This is a genomic window from Vibrio bivalvicida, assembly GCF_001399455.2.
Lineage (GTDB): Bacteria > Pseudomonadota > Gammaproteobacteria > Enterobacterales > Vibrionaceae > Vibrio > Vibrio bivalvicida.
In genome coordinates, this window is sequence record NZ_LLEI02000016.1 from 25,458 (window position 1) to 46,042 (window position 20,585).

Consider the following 20,585-nt stretch of genomic DNA (forward strand, 5'->3'; position numbering starts at 1 on the left):
GCAAACGTTCCCCTCTAGAAATTCTGTTGATTAAAGCTTAGCTTCAATCATTGCTTCGAGTTTGCCTTGGTCAACTGCAAAGTTGCGGATACCCTCAGCTAGCTTCTCAACTGCCATTGGGTCTTGGTTGTGATCCCATAGGAACTCAGCGTGAGTCATTGCAGCAGGGCGCTCTTTAGCACCTTTAGAGTCAACTAGCTTCTCTACGACTTCACCTTCAGCTGCTTCTAGTTCAGCAAGAAGTGCAGGAGCGATAGTTAGACGGTCACAACCCGCTAGCTCTAGGATCTCACCGATGTTACGGAAGCTTGCGCCCATTACTACAGTGTTGTAGCCGTACTCTTTGTAGTAGTTGTAGATGCTAGTTACAGATAGTACGCCTGGATCTTCTTGAGCTTCGAAGTCACGGCCTTCTTTCGCTTTGTACCAGTCCATGATACGACCAACGAATGGCGAGATTAGGAATACGCCAGCTTCAGCACAAGCACGAGCCTGAGCGAAAGAGAATAGGAGAGTAAGGTTACAGTTGATGCCTTCTTTCTCTAGGATTTCAGCTGCGCGGATACCTTCCCAAGTAGAAGCCAGTTTGATAAGGATGCGATCGTTAGTGATACCAGCATCGTTGTACATTTTAACTAGCTGACGTGCTTTCGCTACGCTGCCTTCCATATCGTAAGATAGACGAGCATCTACCTCTGTAGAGATACGGCCAGGGATAGTTTTTAGGATTTCTTTACCGATGTTTACCGCTAGCATGTCACAAGTGTCTTGTACTTGCTGTGCTTTGTCAGAGCTTTGCGCTTTAGCGTATTCAATTGAAGCATCGATTAGAGGTGCATACTCTTCGATTTGAGCTGCTTTCAGGATTAGAGATGGGTTAGTTGTTGCATCTTCTGGCTGGTACTTTTTGATTGCGTCGATTTCACCAGTGTCTGCTACTACTGTCGTTAGTTTACGAAGTTGCTCTAATTTGTTGCTCATTTCGATCATCCTATTTCATTGGGCTTCCACATCGCTAAGCGACATGGGGGGCAATTGCAAGCGAGTTAAGTAATAGTCGAACTTTCAAACGAAGGACAACTTCGCTTACTCAACTTAAATAATTTTCAACGTATGAACATTTGTTGTGAACATTTGCTCGAACGCTGAGTAAATGATGGGTTCATAATTATCTCATACAGCTAGAAAGTCAATTGTTGAATGAGCTTTTAAGTGATGTTCATCAAGTATTTTTTTAGTTACCTACACTAGGTAGGGAAACTAAACGTTTGCCAAGGTAGCGCAAGGGTTGTAGATAAACTTACTAGACGAAAATATGGGCTGAGAAAATGTAATTAGTGTGAGCAAATGTTGGAAAAAAGAAGCGTCGTGACATATGCTACGACCGTGAGCACATGTTAGGTGCAATTCTTTAGCTGTGGAAGATAAGCCAATGAGTAAATCTCAAAATGACATTTCTGATGATAATGCTGATCTACTGACCGAAATTTCCGTCGCCTACTATCAGGATGGAGCGACTCAGGAAGAAATTTCCAAGAAGTTTTCTGTCTCTCGTGCCAAGGTTGGCCGTATGTTAAAACAGGCTCGCGATGAAGGTATTGTTGAAATTACGGTTAAGTATCACCCGGTGTTTAGTGCCAAAATAGAACAGCGTCTTATTGAACGCTTTGGTGTTAAGCGTGCATTAATCGCCCTTGATCAGCCGGTTGAAGAGCAACAACGACAACAAGTTGCAGGGCTAGTGTCAAAATATATGGCCAGTTCTATTCAAAATGGGTCAGTGGTTACCGTTGGGCAGGGGCGTAATGTTTCTGCCGTTGCTCACCATGTTGGTGTTATTCCTCAGCGTGATGTTAAGTTTGTTTGTGGCATCGGTGGCATTCACCCGAGAGGAGGGATGTTTAACGCCGACCACATATGTCGTCAGTTCGCTAAAAGTTATGGTGGAACGTCGGAAACCCTATATGCCCCCGCATATGCAGAAAACCGAGAGCAGAAGCTCGCTTTCATGCAAAACGCGACCGTTAAGCAAACCTTGGATCTTGCACGTAAAGCTGATGTAGCTCTGGTTGGTATTGGTGATATGAGTGAGAACAGCTACATGGTCGATCTTGGCTGGTTTACGGCTGATGAAGTTGTTCAGTCTCGAATGCAGCAGGGGGTTGTGGGCGATTTTGCAGGTTATGACTTCTTTGACATTCACGGTCAATCTGCCAAAACGGTCATGAGTGACCGCGTTATTGGACTGAGTATTGATGAGTTTAGGCCGATCTCTGAGGTGATTGCTATTGCAGCCGAAAACAGTAAGCCGCTAGCGCTGCTGGGTGCTCTCAGAACAGGTGTGATAGATGTTATTGCTACCAGCGTGAGCAATGCATTAACGGTATTAAACCTTGATGAACAAATGAAGTAATCTGATGAAGTACAAATTCATATTGTTTGTGTTCGCATCATAACTTGTCTTTTGAGATTAGTTTCAAAAAGTCAATAAAAGCACGAATTCTTGATGGCATCTGTAGTCCGTAGTTATGAACAACCCAAACAGGTGCTATCAGCTTGACTTGTTCGCCAGTGACCTGAACCAATTTCTGTTGCAGTAATTCTTCACCGATAGCTAACTTTGGCAGACAAGCAATTCCAAGTCCTGATAACGCCATTAGTTTAATAGTAGGGACACTATCTCCGATACGATTTGCTCGAAAACGATAGCTTATTGAATTCGTGTTACTTGTATCAAACTTTCTCTCGACATTTGTTCCTTCCCACTGATTCGCAATGTAGTCGCAGTTAGCCAAATCAGACTTAGACAGAGGAAGAGATAGATCTTTCTGTGCGATATAATCTGGTGAGCAGCACAACACTTGCTCAAGTTCGCCAAGCTTGAATGCCCTAGCACTCGAATCAGGCAACTCTCCAACCGTAACAGATAAATCAATATACTTTTCAATAAGATTTAACCGCATGTCATTAGCTATCAACTGTGGTTCGATCTGCGGGTTAAGTCTGACAAAATCGCATATAGCAGGGCCTATCAACTGGTTCATCAATGTATGAGGTGAGGTTATCGTTATTGTACCTGCAAGGTCGGCATTGGCACTACGTGCTTCTTCTTCTGCCAGAGACATCAGTTTGTTTAATTCTAAACACCTTTGGTAGAAACGTTGGCCAGCTTCGGTAAGGGATTGGCGGCGTGTAGTGCGGGTAATGAGCTTAACATTGAGGTGGTGTTCAAGTGCTTGAAGGTGATGACTAACGACAGATTTCGACACGTCGAGTTGATCCGAGGCTTTGGTTATCGATCCTGACTCTACGATTTGAACGAAAACTTGCATGCGGTGAAGGTCTGATTTCATTTTATTGTTCGATTAAATAAGACTGTTAGTTATATAGTAAGGTATTTATCTAATCAGTAAAACAATTAAGATTGCATTTGAACTCAAACAATAAGCCTAAAGGAGAGAACCATGAGTATTTTAGTGCAATTTCAACTAAATCACGCGCCTGAGAATAACCAGTTAGTTAAAGATTTCTTTACCGAGATCTTACCAGACACTCGATCTTTTGAAGGGAATATATCTGCACACTTGTTTCAAAATAGCCAGGTTGATAAAACCTTGGTGTTGTTTGAAGAGTGGCAAAGCGAAATGCATTTTAAAAAGTACATTAGTTGGAGAAAAGAGATAGGAGATTTTGACCGACTTGGCGCTCTGTTGTCACAAGAACCAAATATTTCTATCTTATCTAAGGAAGTCTGATGAATAAGGTATGGAGCCCGTCAAATGTTCCTCTACCTGCGGCGAATTACCATCAGTGTGCTGTGATTCCAGCCAGTTCTACGAAACTACACATAGCGGGGCAGCTAGGCATTGATATCAATGGAGATGTTCCTGAAAGTGTCGAAGAGCAAATAGTATTAACTTGGTCCAACCTACAAGGTGTTTTGCATGCCAATAAAATGGACATAGAAGATTTAGTTAGTGTGCGGATTTACCTAACTGATCGAAATGACTTGCCCTTATATCGCCTTGCCAAGGAACGCTTACCTTTCGATGTTGGTGGGTTGCCGACTACATTACTGTTTGTTGAAGGTTTGTTTGACTTACGTTGGAAAGTAGAAATAGAAGCTGAGGCTGCAAAATCTTTTGACAACAAAAAGTGACTGATAAAGGCGGCACTGTCGCCTTTTATTTGTGTTACAAGGTCACTACTAGCGAAGATCCATAATCCCTCCAATCCTATCCAAAAATCTCAGAGCAGTATTGCTAGTGAAGCCGAAATAATTCGTAATGGTGCATAGATCACATTAATGGTTTTTTATAAAGCTCACTCGATTCCATATTTCTCGTTCATTTTTACAGCTCCTTAACAACCAGTAGCCACAATGAACATGGTTTCTCAATTTGTCGCTGTTACCCATTGTTAGAAAATTCGTCTGCTATTTTTGTCGTTTATAGTATAAAACTCATGTAAAGCCTAGTTTAGAGTCAACATTCTAAGTTCAATCAATTCAATCCCTATTTGGTTATATTCTCATTTTTTTTACACATACGTTATGTGAAATTTTGTTGATAAGTGTTGCGTTGTATAAGTCATGTTTATGGCACTATAAATATTGCTGTTTGTATCTATATGACACAATTGTTATTTTGCAGCTAAATTATTTAGATCACTAAAAAAAACATAAAAACCGCAACATCGAGGTAGTTTCGACCATGAAAACCGTCAATAGAAGTATCGACGTCAAATACCTAAGAACTTTTTCGCAGGTTGCTAAGCATAAGAGTTTTACAGCAGCGGCCGAGTCGCTGTTTATGACCCAACCTGCGGTTTCACAACATATTAAGAAGATTGAAAGTACGATAGGGGCAAGTATTTTTGATAGAAAAGATGGTTTTGTACTCACAAAGCATGGTCAGGTTCTACTTGAATATGTTGACCAAACCATGTCTATGTATGAGAAGTTGTTCCACGATTTGGAAAGTGTTGAGTTGCGCGATCAGTTCAACATTGCAATTGCAGAGTCATTTTGCCCAGATATGGTCGACAAGATCATCAATGAATTTAGAACGCTGAACAATATCGACCTGTCCATCACCAGTTTCGCGAGCTGTGGGCATCTGGATATCGATAACTATGACTTGATTTTTTCAGTCAGTAGACTTCCGTGCATTAATGGACGTTCCTACCAACTCAATACAGTCAATTACGCTATTGCTCATTCACATGTGATGGATCCCCGTGAGTGCTATCCGCAACGCATAGTGTATTGTCATACGCTAAATCGATCGGACGTCCAAGACATACTTAAGCAGCATGGAATCGATGCTTCTTTAGTGACGAGCTGGGTTTCAACCAACTCACTGCGTTTGATTAAGAATGAACTCGAAACAAATGGAACGGTATTAATTTTCCCGGAATGGTCAGTTAGAAACCTAGACTGCCGAAAAGTGATCATCAATCAGAAAGCCAACATGTATGTTTGGTGTAGTGATGATGTTACTCACGAGCTCGAAGAACTAGGATTAAAATCTAAAATGCAAGAGCTGTTTGAACTTCGGGAAGATGCGTACATGAAGCAACAAGACGCCAGTTTTAACGCCTGTCACTTACCCTGTGTTTAGAAACTGAGAAAAGAGAGAGTCGTACAAGCAAATCCACTGATCGAAATAGGTATTCCATAGGGGATACCTTTTTCAAATAAACTTTTATTCGTCGCAAGTCCTATTAGGTACATGACAACTAATTGAACACCGCCCAAACCACCTACCATAACTAAGCAAGCCATAGTGAGTTCCGGCTTGATGCCCAACAAAAACGCACACAGAAGCTTTATGTCTCCGGCACCGAAACAGCCAAACAACCATACCATCACTAAAACTAAGAAAATAATAGCAGTTTCTAAAGTTGATTGAAGAATATAACCGTAGTAACAAGCCGCGATTGAATTTATAACAACTATTAACTTACAAAGGCTGTTGGATATTGTTCTGTATTTGTGGTCGCTATTACAAGCCCTAGCAGAACATAGAATGTTTAAAGTTATAAATGTGATTGAAATAACGATGTCTATAATCATATTAGAATAGTAACTTCATTACTTGATATTTTCAATGTGAACAGTATAAAGATACCTTATACTTCCATAAGTAGTAATGTGCCTTATTCGTAATAATAAAAAATTATGTCCATATAAAAACTAATAATTTGTTGTGAGCGGTTTGTGGTGATTTAATTCCTTTTGAAACATACAGGGCCTAGGCCAATATTTTAGAGGAACATTATGTACTACAAAACTTTAGCTAAGCTTGCAGAGCTTAAAATGAAATTCGAAGATGACATCCGTGGTGTAACCGCTGTTGAGTATGCAATTATCGCCGTTGTTATGTCAGCGCTTGTATTAGCTGCTTTCCAAACCGATGCACTTAAAAATGCTATTACTGGTGCTTTAACAGCAGTAACTAATAACTTAACTACAGCTACAGGTAGTAAGTAATTTATTAAACTGAAATTTTAAGGGGCGTTAGCCCCTGTTTCGTTACTACTTAGAATTAATATGAATAGAACAGTTATTCTTGTACTCGTTGCTCTCGCTATTTTCTCTACCTTTATATTTATTAACAATAACTATCTTTTGTCAAATGAAGTTCAACAATCTGAAATTATTAAAACTGAGCCTAAAGTTACTGTCTTAGTCATAGATCGTAAGGCCGAAAAAGGTCAAATAATAACAACGTACTCGCACAAGACAGAGTTGGTTAAATTGACACAACTAGAGGGTGTAGATTATACACCACAGAATGAAATTATAATTAAGCAAGGCGCTCTTTTTAGGCGAGATTTAAATCCCGGTGAACTGATCTCTCAAGAAGATATTTCAAATCCAGGTGATAGAGACTATATGTTTTTGTCCATTAATGAAGGAGAGTTGCCTTACTATTACCATGTGACTGGCCTTGGAGTCGTACAAACACTAGCACTATTTCCTGGTGACAAAGTGAGTTTTGTTTCTACAACTTCTTCCGAAAACAATTTGTTGGAAGAAGGGTATGGTGATGTTGGTGGTTTAGTTAGTCGCGTGATTATTAGTGGCGCAAGGGTTTTACAGGTCATTAAAGGTGATGAAGACGAAGACGCTCAGGATGCGGAAGATAAGCAATACAGCATCGTAATAGCCCTTAAAATGCGTGATGTACTAAAGCTAGAAATGGCACAAAAAGTGGGTGACGTCAATATTGTTCCAGCTGAGATCGAAAACCGTTATTTATCCATTCGTAGCAGTGATTTGCTAGAAACACAATTTGGTGTAAGAGAGTTGAGGGGTAAAGACTAAATGATAGCAAATAAAACTAAGTCAGCAGCTCTGATATGTCTTATTCTCGCGTTACCTTCTTATGCTTCGCAACTGATGAGCTTAGATCAAGGGGCTGCCAAAACAATCAACCTAAAACGTCAGATTGCTACTGTTTTTGTCGCAAACCAACAAATCGCTGACTATAAAATTATTGATGAAAATAAGGTCGTAGTATATGGCGTTGGTCAAGGTAGCACGTCGGTAATTGTATACGATCGCGGCGGAAACGAAATCTACAACGCTGAGCTAGTGGTAAACCAAAGCCTGAGGCTGTTGAAACAGACTATTATTGCACGCTTCCCGGATGAAAGTGTTGTTGTTTCGAATGTCGGTGACCAAGTGGTACTAGACGGCATAGTCAGTAGCGAAGAGGTCAAACAAAAAGTGTATCGCTTGGTGGGTGAGATGCTAAAAAAAGAGCGCCGTAGGCACGCTTATGAGCTTAGGGATGCGGACGGAGAAGAGTATGATGAATTAGACTATACCTCTCGATTTACTTACGATCAGGTGATCAATAATCTTAAAGTTTTAACCACTGAACAAATCAATGTAAAGCTGACTGTCGCAGAAGTCTCTAGCTCGTTTTTGACTGAGTTAGGCGTCACTTATAGCGATAGTGGTGAACCAGGAAAATTCGTTAACAAACTGCTTGATTTCACTGCTCAAGATATTGTTTCTGTTATTTCAGCCAGTGGAGATGACAAGATTGGGCAAGTTCTGGCCGAACCAAATTTGTCGGTGATCTCTGGCGAGCAGGCTAGCTTTCTTGCTGGTGGCGAAATCCCTATTGCTGTTCGTGATGAAGATGGTATCAGCATTAGTTACAAAGAGTATGGTGTTAAGCTAGCCATGGTCGCGAAAGTGACTGATTCTGAAAACATCCGTCTTACACTTATGCCAGAAGTTAGCTCGATTGATGAATCGAACAAAACATCAACAGGCTTAATCTCTGTCCCTACACTCAGGACTCGTCGCGCGCAAACTACCGTTCATCTTAAAGACGGCCAAAGTTTTGTACTCGCTGGCCTCTTAACCTCAGAAGAGCGTGAAGCGCTAACTAAAATTCCATTCCTTGGTGATATCCCAATTTTAGGCGCTTTATTTAGCCATACGACCACAAACCGTTCGAAAACAGAATTGATCATCGTAGCAACGGTCAATCTTGTTGACCCAGTAGATTCAGAAGAGGTCAAGCTACCAAGCTTTAGACGTACTAGTGATATAGAGCGATTATTCCGAATCGATTTATCGGAATTAAATGAGCCAGAACTTGAAGGAACAATAGAACAGGGAGGTTTCAACTGATGCGTTGGATAGTTATTTCAATGTTGGCACTTTTAAGCGCGGCATGCAGTCAAGTAGATACTGCCAACTCGAGTGTTATTGAGCAATTGGAAGAGCGATTGGAGTTTAATACCACTCAAGGTGACGATTCAATGGCGCGAGCAGTAGCTTTTATAAAGGACATAAAAAGACGTGAGCCTAAAGCTAGATTTGTCGTTGAGTACAAAACGGGGTCGAGTGATTTTGTCGCGACTCTACATGATAAGTTTAAAACAGAAGGTGTGGCAAAGGATAGATACAAGGTTGTACTAGCTAACCCTAATCAAGAAAAAAATATTTTGCTCAAAGCCCAGTACGTGCGAATCAGAAGCAGTGATTGTGGAGTGATGACTTTCAGCAAAAGAGAGGCTTACCGATTTGGCTGCAGTGTTGAACACAACCGAAATATTAGCTTAGTTAATCCAATCACACGAGTTCAATAAACATGGATCTAGATATCTTATTTAAAAACTCGTCTTCGAAAATGAAGGAGAGTATATCGGCAAGGGATCTTGTTGTTTCAGATGACGCTGAGTTTATCGAGTCCGTCAACGACTTGTATGCGATTGAAGGCTACGCAAAGCCTATAGAAGTAGCGGACATTGATAACGACAGTGCTTGGAATCATTCTGATATCCAGCTAAATCACGTCATATTGGACTTGCGTGGTGCTAGTAATGTAGTCGACCAAACCTCAGAGATTGCCACGCGCTTAGATGTCAGTATTTCATTACTGGTAGTGTGCGACGTTGATTCGATTAAGTTACGAAACCAGGTTCACTCGTTAGGTGCGAACTATGTGTTGTGGGATGTGGAGCTTGACGCATTACTTGCGGCAATTAAGTCTAGTGAGGACCAAGAATCAAGTGTTAAGCGTACCCGAGTCGCTAAGCGAATCCTGGTCCTAGGAACAAAAGGTGGGGTGGGAGTCTCTAGCGTTAGCTCCCTTCTATGCCACTCTCTGGCAGGACTGGCTAATCTAAAAACTTTGCTTGTCGATCATGATTCAGGCGCAATGAACAGCGATATCTATCTTGGGATAAAAGGGCTTAAAGCTAAGCAAAACAGCATAGATTTAAATCAAATTGATATTGATGATGCAATTGCTAAGACGTACCTCCACTCTGTAATGGATAAGTTGGATTACCTCGTTTTGGAAAAGAATATAGCTTGCCTGTCGGACCATGCGACAACGCTATTTAATTTGTCTAATCAGCTTATTGATCAATACAACTTTATTATCGACTCAGTACCATTGTCTTGCTACGAAGAAATCCATGACCAAGAGTTAAGTGAAAAATATCACCGTATTTTTGTCGTATGTGATCCTTCTGTATCGTCGCTACGATCTTACAACTTATTGAAGAAAAAGCTCGGCAAAACGGAACATGAGTTGGTGTTTAACCTTAATCGCCCTGCAAAAGATTTCATGGTGACACTGCCTAGCGCCAAAGAGCGAATCCGGGTTAAAACTAGCATTGATTTCTCGTATGAACCGGCGTTGGAAAAGGTGCTTATTCAGCAGGGTATCGGGCATTTCATGCAATCCAAATCGTCGGCTTCGATAGCTAATATGGTTTCTACCCTAACGGGCAAGAAGATCAAAACCAAACCACGTTTTTCACTGTTTAGAAAATGAATCAAATAAAAGAAATCTACATCCAACTTAGAGATGAAATCTTTGATGCATTGGATGCCGCGACTCTAGTAGAGATCAGTACGCAAGAGCTTGAAGAGCAGTTAAAAGACTCAGTCAATATTCTGATTGATAAGAAGAAGCTACAAGTGAGTTCACTCAAACGTGTTGAGCTTGTAAAAGCGCTTCTTGATGAACTTAAAGGTTTAGGTCCGCTACAAAAGCTCGTCGATAACGATGATATTTCAGACATCATGATCAATGGGCCCTCAGACATCTTCATTGAGATTGGTGGAAAGGTTGAGAAGTCTCCAATTCAATTTGTCAATGAGAAGCAGCTTAATACGATTGCAAAACGAATTGCCTCTAACGTAGGTCGTCGTATCGACGAATCGAAACCCTTGTGTGATGCACGCTTGATGGATGGGAGCCGCGTTAACATAGTGATTCCCCCGCTGGCCATTGACGGTACGTCTATTTCAATTCGTAAGTTCAAAGAACAAAAGATAAAGCTGGAGAACTTGGTTGAGTTTGGCGCAATGTCGGTTGAAATGGCTAAGCTATTGTCTATCGCCAGCCACTGCAAATGTAATATTTTGATATCGGGTGGTACCGGTTCGGGCAAAACGACGTTGCTAAATGCATTGTCTGGTTTTATCGGAGAAACGGAACGTATCGTTACGATTGAAGATGCAGCCGAGCTTCAACTGCAAAAGCCTCATATTGTTCGATTGGAAACGCGTCAAGCGAGTGTAGAAGGAACTGGTGAAGTACCGGCGCGTGACCTCGTAATTAATGCGCTGCGTATGCGTCCTGACAGAATCATTGTTGGCGAGTGTCGTGGAGGTGAAGCATTTGAAATGCTTCAGGCGATGAATACTGGTCATGATGGCTCAATGTCAACCCTACATGCTAATACGCCAAGAGATGCCATTGCTCGTACCGAGAGCATGGTGATGATGGCGACAGCGAGTCTCCCCATTTCAGCTATTCGACGGACCATTGTAAGCGCGGTCGACCTGATCGTGCAGGTAAAGCGTCTACACGATGGTAGCCGTAAAGTGATGTACATATCAGAGATAATCGGCATGGAAGGTGACAGCGTGGTGATGGAAGACATTTTTCGTTACGAAGCCAGTTCTGAGTTTAAAGAGGGCAAAATCAACGGGGAATTTCGCACACCAGGGTTGTCTACGCGTTCGGTTATCTATGAGCGTGCCAAGTTTTTTGGTCTTGAGGATACGGTGAGGGAGGTTTTTACATGACCCTATTATTGATATTCGCTTGGGCGGGCTTGTTCGTTTATTGGTTGAGTGTGCGTACGCGCCAGAATCGGCAGCTCAACAAGCTTATCCAGATGGAGGCCGAATTTGAAGGGGTAAAAGGTGCCCGATCGGTTATCGATGCACAGCAGTTTGAAAGAGATTTTAAAGCACGCTTACGTCAACAATACAAAGCAGCAGTAAAAGTATTTCAGCCGAATATGGCTCTTAAAATTTTGCTGTTCGTATCAGTTTCTGCGGGAGCAGTCTACGCAATCAACGAGTTCTTTTTTCGTCAAGATTTCATGACATGCTTGGTCATCATTGAACCGATCCTGTTTGTAGTGTTTTTCACCAAGCTTAAGCAAAGGCAAGCTGAAAAATTCAAAAACAACTTTCCAGACGCACTGAACATTCTAAGCGGGGCGATTTCTGCCGGTCAGAGCATTGTGCATGCATTTGAGTATGTAGGGAAACAACTAGACAACGAAGTAGGTAATGAATTTAAGTATATGGCCGAAAGACTGTTAATTGGTGAAGACCCAGACGACGTACTTGAAAGAAGTGCCGCGACTTTCCCGTATTTAGAGTACTTTTTCTTCGCGTCGACAATTCGAATTAACTTGAACCGCGGCGGACAGCTTAAAGACGTGATTAATCGCATTAACCGACTCATGTTCGACTCAAGAGCGGTAGAAAAAAAGAAAAATGCGTTGACGTCAGAGGCACGCGCTTCAGCGAAGATCATCGCTTGCTTACCCGTCATTTTCTTGATTATTTTGAAATTCACCAGCCCAGAGAATTACAACTTCGTCATGTTTGAACCTAGCGGGCAACCAATCTTCTATTACGTGTTGATAAGCGAGTTTATTGGTTTTGTGTGCATCTGGTTTATCTTGCGAGGAGTCGAGTAATGGATCTTCAAACCCTAACGCTGTGGGCTTTCGCATTTTTGTTTTCAATGTTGATTGCGGGTGGTGTACTGAAGGCATGGGACAATACACGAGCCAATATTGCGACGAGAAAAATCATCGGCTCTACTCGAGAGGAACGTAAGCGTATCGACCTGATAAAAGTAGCGCTGTCTCAAGTTAGCTTTAACAAAGACGAAACACGGAAAAAGCTCGTAGCTGCGGGATTCTATAGTGACTATCTGGCTGATGTTTACTATCTAATAAAAATCATCCCGTTTACGGTCTGTTTAGCTCTTATTGGTTTTGATTGCTTTCAAGGTCAAACGGAGATTGCCTTTTCTCTACTCTACTTATTAGGTGCTCTAGGACTATTTATTATCGGGCCTGATGCGTTTGTTACGAGCAGAGGCAAAGCCAATATAAAGCACATCAGCTCTAGATTGCCATTTCTACTCGATCTTATGAATGTTTGTGTTCATACCGGGATGACTATCGAATCAAGCTTAGATTACTTGTCCAAAGAGTTAGCGACCGTCGACCGTAATTTAGCCTATGTGGTGCGTGTCACTGTGGAGCGTTCCCGGCTGGTCGGTTTAGAAAAGGCGTTAGAAGAATTTTACGATCTAGTACCAACTAGTGAATCTCAAAGTTTTGTCATGACACTAGTCCAGAGCCTTCAATTCGGTTCCTCTATTGGGCCTGTGTTGGCGACATTGGCAACGGATATTCGCGAACTCAATATGATGGACCTTGAAGAAAGGATAGGAAAAATGGGGGCAAAAATGTCTATACCTCTTATTGCTTTTATCATGATTCCTATCGTCGTACTGATTGCCGCCCCAGGCATTTTGAGGATGTTGACGTGAAAAAACTAACATTTTACTTACTGCTAATCACCTTTGTTCTAGCGGGATGTACGGCTGTGAACACAGAACTGCAAACCAAAGAAAAGCTAATGATTGGTTCGGGCAATGATCAGCAACTGATTGAGTTTTACAAAGCAAATTTAAAGCTCGAACCGTTCTACAAAGCAAAACTGGTTGATCTTTATTTGACGCAAAAAGACATAAAGTCTGCCGAACTCTATAGAAATACCTATTCAGAGAGTGACTTGGAACAGCCAGAGTTCATATTGACCAATGCTCGACTCGATTATCAAAAGAAAAACTATGCACAAGCATTGGAAAACCTCGATTTGTACTTAGATGAAGGGGGAGAAGAGGGCCAATTCCACCTGCTTAAAGGAAAAATACTTGCTCAGCAGAAACATTTCTCAGAGGCCATTGAGCAATTTGAGGAAAGTAGAAAGCAAGGTGCTTCTGATAGAGAAGCAGGCAACAACATCGCTGTGGTTAAGATGATGCAGTCAGATTACCTCGGAGCAACCGACACTTTGTACGATTTGTACTTAGCTAGCCCTAGCGACAAGAAAGTGCGTTCAAATCTGATTATTTCTTCGGTAAACGCTGATCGTCCGGACATCGCGTTAGAAGTACTCAGACATACCAATAGTGATGAACAGGCGCGAAAGCAACTTGCAGCATTAATGCGCTCTATCAAAAAGAACAAAAGGAGCGGCAGTTCAGTGAGACAGTCGACAGCAAAAACACCATTTAACTCAAGGGGAGCAGGTGCGAGTTTCGTTGCACCAACGACCAAGGTTAGCCGCCTTGCTACCGACAATGAGTTTCAACAGGCGAAGAACAGCCTTGATGGTTCAGAACTTGATCCAAACAAATTGAAACCAGGAGTATTGCCAATTTATCGCGTACAAGTGTTAGCGACTTATACTGCAATTCCTTCTGATTTTCTAAATTATCTTAAGACGAATTATGGAGCGGTTTACTCATACACTCACGGCTTATGGAAGCGTTATTGTATCGGGGAGTTCAATGATCTGGACGAAGCCAAAACATTTCTTACTAGCTTAGATATTAAAGGCGCATTTGTCGTTGATTACACGAAAAAAAGGTACGTTAGACTATGAAGCGATCTAAGCAAAAAGGCTCTCTAACGATAGAGGCTGCGATGGGTATTCCCTTGTTTCTAGCGATTATCTTTGGCTGGGTCGAGGTTTGCATCCTGACATTTAATATGAGCATGACTGACCATGCTTTGACCACCGCAGTCATGCGTACCAAAAAAGCCGGAGACTCAAGCAATAGCAATACAGTGAACTACGCTCAAATGATCAAAGATGAAATGAACAAGGCTGGGGGCGCATTATGGAGCAATGCGGTAAAGCCTGGGAGTGTCAAAATTCGGGTTGATTACTTCAAAGACTACGATGGTTTCTTAAAGTGTACTGACGCATATCAGTCATCAGAAGAGTGTCCTGATAAAAAAGATCAACCGGAAGATATGGCACTGGCAGTATACAACCTCGAATATACCTATGATCCTGTAGTGTCTATCTGGTTTCCAGACATGGCAATCAGGCGAGAAGTTATCACTATTCAAGAATACGAACGATGTTCGTTTAAGATTGGACAGGGGGCTGGCTGTGCGAGTTAAACAAACGGGTTCCTTTGCTGTGGAGCTTGCGTTAGTCCTAGTGTTCGCTTCAGGTTTATTTTTGGTTGTAGTGAATTACATGCTGGCTATCAACAAAAAGGGTCAGTTAGACAGAGCGGCGTATTCGCTTACGACGATCCTCGCGGAAAGAAAACAGCTGTTTAGTGCAGCTCTCGATATCTGTGCGGGTAATTGTCGCAAGACAGAACACGCAACGTATTCCATCGCTTCAGCGTCTATGAAACGTATGATTCCAAACTTTGAAAAATCTAAATTCGGTATGCGTATCGATGAAATTCGATTGGAAGAAACTCTATTGCCAAGCGGAACGATCAATTATAAACGCGTTCAAACAACGCTTACTAAAGGGGCAATTCATGGCTGCGATTTTCCGGATATGAGTGACATAACCAAAGAAAAAGCCATTGAAATGCTGCCCGTGACTTCAAGAGGTCGCAGACTGCCGCTGTACCAAGTCTCGTTGTGCTACGAAATTCCGGTGAATTTAATCGGTGTTACAAGTGGCGAGGTTCTTCGCTTGTTAAGTACATCATATTCATTTGCGAGGGTCTAGGATGAGTACGATCAATAAACATCGTGGTGTGGCAGGAATACTGTTTATCGGTTTGCTACCAATTATGGTTATTTTTATGGCCTTCTCAATGCAAATGGCACAACAAATGCTGGCCCATGCGCGCGTGTTAGAGGCAGCAGAAGTGGCGAGCTTAGCCTTAATTGCAAGCCCTAAAGAAACGGAAGATGACAATGTCAAATATGCACGTCAATTAGTGGATAGATATGTCGTTGACAATATTAATGACGTTGATGTTGAAGTGTATACACGTAATTGTGAATACAAAGATGGTTGCGTGCAAGCAAGTGGAGAGCTTGCCCCCTTCAGTGACTTTGTAGTGAGTGCAAAAGCCGAACATAAATCTTGGATAGCTTATGAAGAAGCAGAGTTGAAGCCAGAATTTGAAGTCGCTGGGCAGTCAGTGACTCGCAAATATCTTCCGCAACCTGTCGATGTGTATTTTATTGGTGACTTTAGTGGCTCAATGACACACAACTGGAAAGGGGGAAAATCAAAGCTGGATGTTGTTAAACAAACGATCGAACGAGTGGTTGAAGATATCGAAAACTTCAATACGGAAGAGAAAAGCCGTGTCGCTTTGCTGGGGTATAACCCTCATCACGTTAAGCAAACAGATGAAGTGATTGTGATGAATACGCAAGGAACGAAGGAGATCAAACGCGGTCGTTGGCCCAAAAAAATTATATACGATTACGCCAGAAGTACCCCTAGTGAAACTGTAAAAAAAATGTTCGACGAGCCGAAGGTTTACAATCAAACAATGGAATACCATCACGGCATGAGCCGAGATGAAGTTGACCGGGTTTACTACAACAATCAGACGTTAATTGCAGACTATTACAAGTTTTATGACATACCGCTGACTGAAGACTATTCAGCATTCAAGGCTCGTCTATCAAGTCGAGATCTGGGAGCAGAGGGCGGAACTTCGTCTTGGAATGGAATTATAGCCGCCGCTCAAGAAGCCAATAGGGCGACAAATATTAACCCCGAACAAGTATTTATTGTCTTGTCTGATGGTGCCGACAACGACGAGAGTTACCTGCAACGCTTAGTTAATCGAGGACTGTGTAAAAAGTTACGATCGACTATTTCATCTAAGAGAAACAGATTCCAAAGCAAAACTGGAGAAGCAGGAAAAACCAAAGTCACGATGGGGGTTATCGGTGTTGATTACAAAGTAAAAGCATCGGATGGATTTGGCGATTGTTTTGGACGTAAAAATATTTATCACGCTAAAGATGGTGATGACGTTTACAAATACATTCTCAACCTTATTAATGAAGAAACAGGAAGACTTAAGGATTAATATGAAATACCCAGTAATTATTACTTCAATCTTACTATCGCCGCTGGGTTATGCGAACTGCTTAGGTAGCGTTGATGAATTCATCACATCGACTACCTTAGTCTCTTCTCATACGGTCAAAACCCAGGTTATCGGTCATTTAACGCAACGTGAAGAGAAGATAGAAAACACGATATTGGGCAGCGATCGTGATGTCGTGCATGTAGAGGCCGGAGATGAAGTGTGTTTTTACGATAAACAGACACAGTCTTTGGTACTTAACTATGGTGTCGATATTTACAAACTGTCACTTAACCATAAGCAAGTGTTAAAGCAGTATTTAGGGCTAGTAAGTGCTAAAGCAAAGATCTATATAGAAGGGCATGCTGACAGTTTAGGCAGCAAGGGGTATAACAAGGCGCTTTCTGCCCGTCGAGCCATGCAGGTAGCCAAGTTTCTTCAAAGTGATTTAAAGCAAGGAAACAGAGTTGTAGAACATGCTTACGGTGAAAGCTCTCCGATCTGTAACCTTGCCGAAAATACGGCGACAGGCTGTAACCGCCGTGTAGTGATAACCGTAAAGTCGTGATGCGTTGCTTAATATTTGCTTGCTTGTGTATTTTGTGGGCCTCGGCGATGAGTGGTGTTCTTTGATCAACAAAGAGCCAGCAGTGGGTGCTGGCTCTTTTGAAATAATGTATGAACTTATATGTGCACAGTTTCAATAAGAATTAGGTTATCTGCTTATAATTGGAAGAGAAGGATCCGCACCCCATTCCGTCCAAGATCCGTCATACACTGCAAGGTTTTGATACCCCGATAGGTAAGCAGCTAGCAGTACGATACACGCAGTTACCCCAGAACCGCAGCTAAACAGAGTGTGTTTAGCTTGCAGAGATAGAGAACCTTGTAGAATCTCTTGCAGCATTTGAACAGGTTTTATTTTATGTCCGTCCATTAGCTCAGAAAATGGTTGGCATACAGAGTTAGGAATATGCCCACTTCTTAAGCCTAGTCGTGGTTCTGCTACCTCACAGTTAAACCGTGCGCGAGAACGGGCATCAACCGTCAAGCTTTCACTGTTGTCAATCTGCGCAAGAACGTAGTCGGCATTAACGAAATAGTTTGGGTTGAGTTGACCGGAAAAGTCACCACTAGACTCTGGCTGGCGATATGACCGAGTTGTCTCACCACCCTTAGCTTTCCATTCTGTTAGTCCTCCATCTAGGATATAGACTTGTTCGTGCCCCATTGCCCGAAACATCCACCACGCTCTTGGAGAGGCAAATGTACCACTATTGTCATAGACAACGATGAGAGAATCGTTGCTAATTCCCAGCTTTTTTGCCAGTGAATTAAACTGTTCTTCACTGGGCATCATATGGGGAAGGGGGGAGTTTAGGTCGCAGAAATCTTTGTCATAATCGAACCTGAGGCTATTTGGAATGAGGTTCGTTTTGTCTTTTTCAACTTCACCGGGGATTTGAAAATCGATGCTTGCATCTAAGATGATCAGTTTCTTATTGCCCATCAACGCATGTAAATCAGTAGGGGTGATCAGAGGCGACATTGGCTATCCTTATGTATTCCAAAGACTTAAGATAAAGCTACACGGTTGCCCGAGAACAAGCAACCGTGTCGTAATTTATCGTTAGGAAATGTGTCGCTAAGCGATTTTGAACCGCTTCATTTGCATGTCCAAGTATTGGGCTACTTCAGCCAGTTCCTGTGCGGATTCGGCAACATGCTTGACGGTTTCACTGTTCTCACGAGTGATATTGTATGTTTGGGTGATATTCTCGCTGACTGTAGTTGTTACCATGCACTGTTCTTCAACCGCTGTGGCAATTTGGGTGTTTGTATCACCTAACTCGTCGATGATGCTATGAATGGCGGATATGTTTTCAGATACAGACTTAGCCTGTAGTGCTGCTTTTGTCACGGTGTCATGACTGGAATCAATGGATTGCCTCGCAGAATCTGCTCCGCTTTGAAGAGAGTGGATCATTGCGTCGATCTGCCCAGTCGCTTCTTGAGTTCTCTTCGCAAGTGAGCGCACTTCGTCTGCGACTACGGCGAACCCGCGACCTTGATCACCTGCGCGAGCTGCTTCAATTGCTGCATTTAAGGCGAGTAGGTTAGTCTGTTCAGCAACTCCTTGAATCACTTCAAGAATACTTCCAATATTCATCGATTCATCATAAAGTTCGCCAACTTGAGCTGAGCCTACTTTCATTGCTCTTTCTGCATTGTCTATTGCTTCCAGTGTATTCTCAACTTCGCTGAGGCTATTGTTAACATTGCCTGTTGCAGACTGGGTAAATGAAGCAGCATCGGAAGCACTTTGAGAGATCTCTGTGGTACTGGTCGACAGTTGCTGCACTGAGGACGAAATCTGTTCCATTTCGTGGCTTAGTTGATCCGAAGATTGATTGGTAGTGTGAGTAATCGCAGACAGCTCCTCAGACATTTGTCCGACCTTGATACAAGAATCGTTAACCTTACCGACGATATCACGTAGTGAAAGAATCGTAGTGCGCATATTGCTGAGCAGATCAGCAATTTCATCCTTACCCTTAATTTCAACGTCGTTAGAAAGGTCCCCTTCAGCGAGCTGAGAAGAGATAACCTTGACCTTGTCAATACCAATTCGAATTGAACGAGTAATCGCCAAAGCCGTCGCAATGCCCACAATAAGGGCAAGAATAGCGAGGGTGACAATGATTTCAATCGTGTCCTCTTTTGCTTCAAGCAACTCTTCTGATAGTACGTGTTGTTCTTCTACAGATTCAAGCTTGATGAGCTCTAGCTCTTTAGAAATATCTAGGCCTAGCTTTAACATTTCTTTTTCGGCTTTATGTTGAGTCTTTCTAAGTTGGGTAACGTCTTCAAAGCCTTGTGCATAAACGTTACGTTGCTCTAGGAACTCGTTTAAAAGAGCGGTATCTCGGCTGTCAGTGATATAGTTTCTGAACTTAGTTTCAAGTGCTGGCAGTTCTATGTTGAAGTAGTTTCTTACTTCGGCTGCAACTTCGTCCTCTTCATTGTGTAGATAGTTGAGCACCGCGATATTGGCGAGCAAAAACTTTTCCATGATGAGTGAAGAATAATATTCGATGTCAGTGTTGGATGCTTTGTGTGCCGCCTCGATCATTTGCTCAAGGTCGTAGATTGCTTTCTTTTCTAGCTCGACCATCTCGACGTAAACCTTGTGCTCCACGGCTTCGGTTGATTGTTTAACGATTTCGAACGAAGCCGCGAACAGATTAACTTCTTTTAAAACAGTATCTAAATGTTTAGTACGCTGTGGGTCAGTCGTCATTTTCAAGTCATCAGCGACCATTTTTCTTAATTTATTAAGTCGAGTTTCATAAATTGAGAGTTGTTGCTGAGAAAGGGTATTGGTGTACTGCAAAGCGCTCAAGCGAACTTTAAGGAAATTAGCTTGGATTTCACCTGCCAAGGTCGTTTCTGAAGAGAGTTCACCATAGTGTTCAAAGTTATGTGCCGCTGTCACCATGCCCCGGTAACTGTATAGAATGGCAACGAGGAAAAACAAAAGACAGACTGCAAATCCAAGGCGTATTTTATTGGCTATAGTAAGATTCAACATAAGCGTCCCTGCCTCATAGTGTGCTAAATGGCCTATTGATACTTATGTAAGCTTATACACTATTTAGCATTTATCTAATTAGTGTGACA

The 20,585-nt window shown here is 42.1% G+C and carries 22 protein-coding genes; 17 read left to right on the forward strand and 5 right to left on the reverse strand.

Features of this window, described 5'->3' with window-relative positions:
* Nucleotides 1–30: 30 nt before the first annotated feature.
* Nucleotides 31–981, reverse strand: a complete 951-nt coding sequence (tal, locus tag APB76_RS03010; RefSeq protein ID WP_004747746.1) for a transaldolase — start codon at nucleotides 979–981, stop codon at nucleotides 31–33.
* A 451-nt stretch (nucleotides 982–1,432) separates the two neighbouring features.
* On the opposite strand from tal, the gene APB76_RS03015 reads away from it, so the two are divergent.
* Nucleotides 1,433–2,413, forward strand: a complete 981-nt coding sequence (locus APB76_RS03015; protein ID WP_049846320.1) for a sugar-binding transcriptional regulator — start codon at nucleotides 1,433–1,435, stop codon at nucleotides 2,411–2,413.
* Between the two features lie 37 nt (nucleotides 2,414–2,450).
* Here APB76_RS03015 and APB76_RS03020 read toward each other — a convergent pair whose 3' ends face one another.
* Nucleotides 2,451–3,353, reverse strand: a complete 903-nt coding sequence (locus tag APB76_RS03020) for a LysR family transcriptional regulator (protein WP_054962986.1) — start codon at nucleotides 3,351–3,353, stop codon at nucleotides 2,451–2,453.
* Between the two features lie 111 nt (nucleotides 3,354–3,464).
* On the opposite strand from APB76_RS03020, the gene APB76_RS03025 reads away from it, so the two are divergent.
* From APB76_RS03025 to APB76_RS03035, 3 genes are all read left to right on the forward strand, one after another.
* Nucleotides 3,465–3,755, forward strand: coding sequence for a putative quinol monooxygenase (locus tag APB76_RS03025; RefSeq protein WP_049846103.1), 291 nt, complete (start codon nucleotides 3,465–3,467; stop codon nucleotides 3,753–3,755).
* Nucleotides 3,752–4,159, forward strand: a complete 408-nt coding sequence (locus tag APB76_RS03030; RefSeq protein WP_193395070.1) for a RidA family protein — start codon at nucleotides 3,752–3,754, stop codon at nucleotides 4,157–4,159. Before APB76_RS03025 ends, APB76_RS03030 begins: the two co-directional genes overlap by 4 nt.
* A 553-nt stretch (nucleotides 4,160–4,712) precedes the next feature.
* Nucleotides 4,713–5,621 carry a LysR family transcriptional regulator gene (locus APB76_RS03035; protein WP_054962984.1) on the forward strand — a complete coding sequence of 303 codons (909 nt, stop codon included), beginning with the start codon at nucleotides 4,713–4,715 and terminating at the stop codon, nucleotides 5,619–5,621.
* Here the strand turns inward: APB76_RS03035 and APB76_RS03040 are convergent.
* A complete protein-coding gene (locus APB76_RS03040; protein WP_054962983.1) occupies nucleotides 5,618–6,076 on the reverse strand; it encodes a prepilin peptidase in 459 nt (152 codons plus the stop codon). The genes APB76_RS03035 and APB76_RS03040 overlap by 4 nt on opposite strands.
* 204 nt (nucleotides 6,077–6,280) lie before the next feature.
* Here APB76_RS03040 and APB76_RS03045 point away from each other — a divergent pair, with 204 nt between their 5' ends.
* Genes APB76_RS03045 through APB76_RS03105 form a run of 13 tightly spaced genes read left to right on the forward strand, consistent with a single transcriptional unit; the run spans nucleotide 6,281 to nucleotide 17,472 of the window.
* Nucleotides 6,281–6,493, forward strand: a complete 213-nt coding sequence (locus APB76_RS03045) for a Flp family type IVb pilin (protein WP_049846107.1) — start codon at nucleotides 6,281–6,283, stop codon at nucleotides 6,491–6,493.
* 60 nt (nucleotides 6,494–6,553) lie between these two features.
* Entirely contained in the window at nucleotides 6,554–7,330 is a 777-nt protein-coding gene (locus APB76_RS03050) for a CpaB family protein (RefSeq protein ID WP_054962982.1), read from the forward strand.
* Nucleotides 7,331–8,656, forward strand: a complete 1,326-nt coding sequence (locus APB76_RS03055; RefSeq protein ID WP_054962981.1) for a type II and III secretion system protein family protein — start codon at nucleotides 7,331–7,333, stop codon at nucleotides 8,654–8,656.
* The gene (locus APB76_RS03060; RefSeq protein ID WP_049846110.1) at nucleotides 8,656–9,117 is read left to right on the forward strand and encodes a hypothetical protein; all 462 of its coding nucleotides are present in this window, start codon (nucleotides 8,656–8,658) and stop codon (nucleotides 9,115–9,117) included. Before APB76_RS03055 ends, APB76_RS03060 begins: the two co-directional genes overlap by 1 nt.
* A gap of 2 nt (nucleotides 9,118–9,119) precedes the next feature.
* Nucleotides 9,120–10,313 (forward strand): AAA family ATPase, encoded by a 1,194-nt coding sequence (locus tag APB76_RS03065; RefSeq protein WP_054962980.1) that lies wholly within the window; start codon nucleotides 9,120–9,122, stop codon nucleotides 10,311–10,313.
* Nucleotides 10,310–11,575: a CpaF family protein gene (locus APB76_RS03070; RefSeq protein ID WP_054962979.1), complete on the forward strand. Its 1,266-nt coding sequence runs from the start codon at nucleotides 10,310–10,312 to the stop codon at nucleotides 11,573–11,575. Before APB76_RS03065 ends, APB76_RS03070 begins: the two co-directional genes overlap by 4 nt.
* Nucleotides 11,572–12,486, forward strand: a complete 915-nt coding sequence (locus APB76_RS03075; RefSeq protein ID WP_054962978.1) for a type II secretion system F family protein — start codon at nucleotides 11,572–11,574, stop codon at nucleotides 12,484–12,486. The genes APB76_RS03070 and APB76_RS03075 overlap by 4 nt, the downstream gene beginning before the upstream one ends.
* Nucleotides 12,486–13,352 (forward strand): type II secretion system F family protein, encoded by an 867-nt coding sequence (locus APB76_RS03080; RefSeq protein ID WP_054962977.1) that lies wholly within the window; start codon nucleotides 12,486–12,488, stop codon nucleotides 13,350–13,352. Before APB76_RS03075 ends, APB76_RS03080 begins: the two co-directional genes overlap by 1 nt.
* Entirely contained in the window at nucleotides 13,349–14,473 is a 1,125-nt protein-coding gene (locus tag APB76_RS03085) for a tetratricopeptide repeat protein (RefSeq protein WP_054962976.1), read from the forward strand. The genes APB76_RS03080 and APB76_RS03085 overlap by 4 nt, the downstream gene beginning before the upstream one ends.
* Complete coding sequence (locus tag APB76_RS03090; protein WP_054962975.1) at nucleotides 14,470–15,000, forward strand: TadE family protein; 531 nt, start codon at nucleotides 14,470–14,472, stop codon at nucleotides 14,998–15,000. The genes APB76_RS03085 and APB76_RS03090 overlap by 4 nt, the downstream gene beginning before the upstream one ends.
* Entirely contained in the window at nucleotides 14,990–15,574 is a 585-nt protein-coding gene (gene tadF / locus APB76_RS03095) for a tight adherence pilus pseudopilin TadF (RefSeq protein ID WP_054962974.1), read from the forward strand. Before APB76_RS03090 ends, tadF begins: the two co-directional genes overlap by 11 nt.
* Nucleotide 15,575: 1 nt before the next feature.
* Nucleotides 15,576–16,904: a pilus assembly protein TadG gene (locus tag APB76_RS03100; RefSeq protein ID WP_193395068.1), complete on the forward strand. Its 1,329-nt coding sequence runs from the start codon at nucleotides 15,576–15,578 to the stop codon at nucleotides 16,902–16,904.
* A gap of 1 nt (nucleotide 16,905) precedes the next feature.
* On the forward strand, nucleotides 16,906–17,472 hold the full coding sequence (locus APB76_RS03105) for an OmpA family protein (protein ID WP_054962973.1): 567 nt from the start codon (nucleotides 16,906–16,908) through the stop codon (nucleotides 17,470–17,472).
* 147 nt (nucleotides 17,473–17,619) lie between these two features.
* Here the strand turns inward: APB76_RS03105 and APB76_RS03110 are convergent, their stop codons facing one another.
* A complete protein-coding gene (locus APB76_RS03110; RefSeq protein ID WP_054962972.1) occupies nucleotides 17,620–18,453 on the reverse strand; it encodes a sulfurtransferase in 834 nt (277 codons plus the stop codon).
* Nucleotides 18,454–18,549: 96 nt separating this feature from the next.
* Nucleotides 18,550–20,496, reverse strand: a complete 1,947-nt coding sequence (locus tag APB76_RS03115; protein ID WP_054962971.1) for a methyl-accepting chemotaxis protein — start codon at nucleotides 20,494–20,496, stop codon at nucleotides 18,550–18,552.
* Nucleotides 20,497–20,585: the final 89 nt, after the last annotated feature.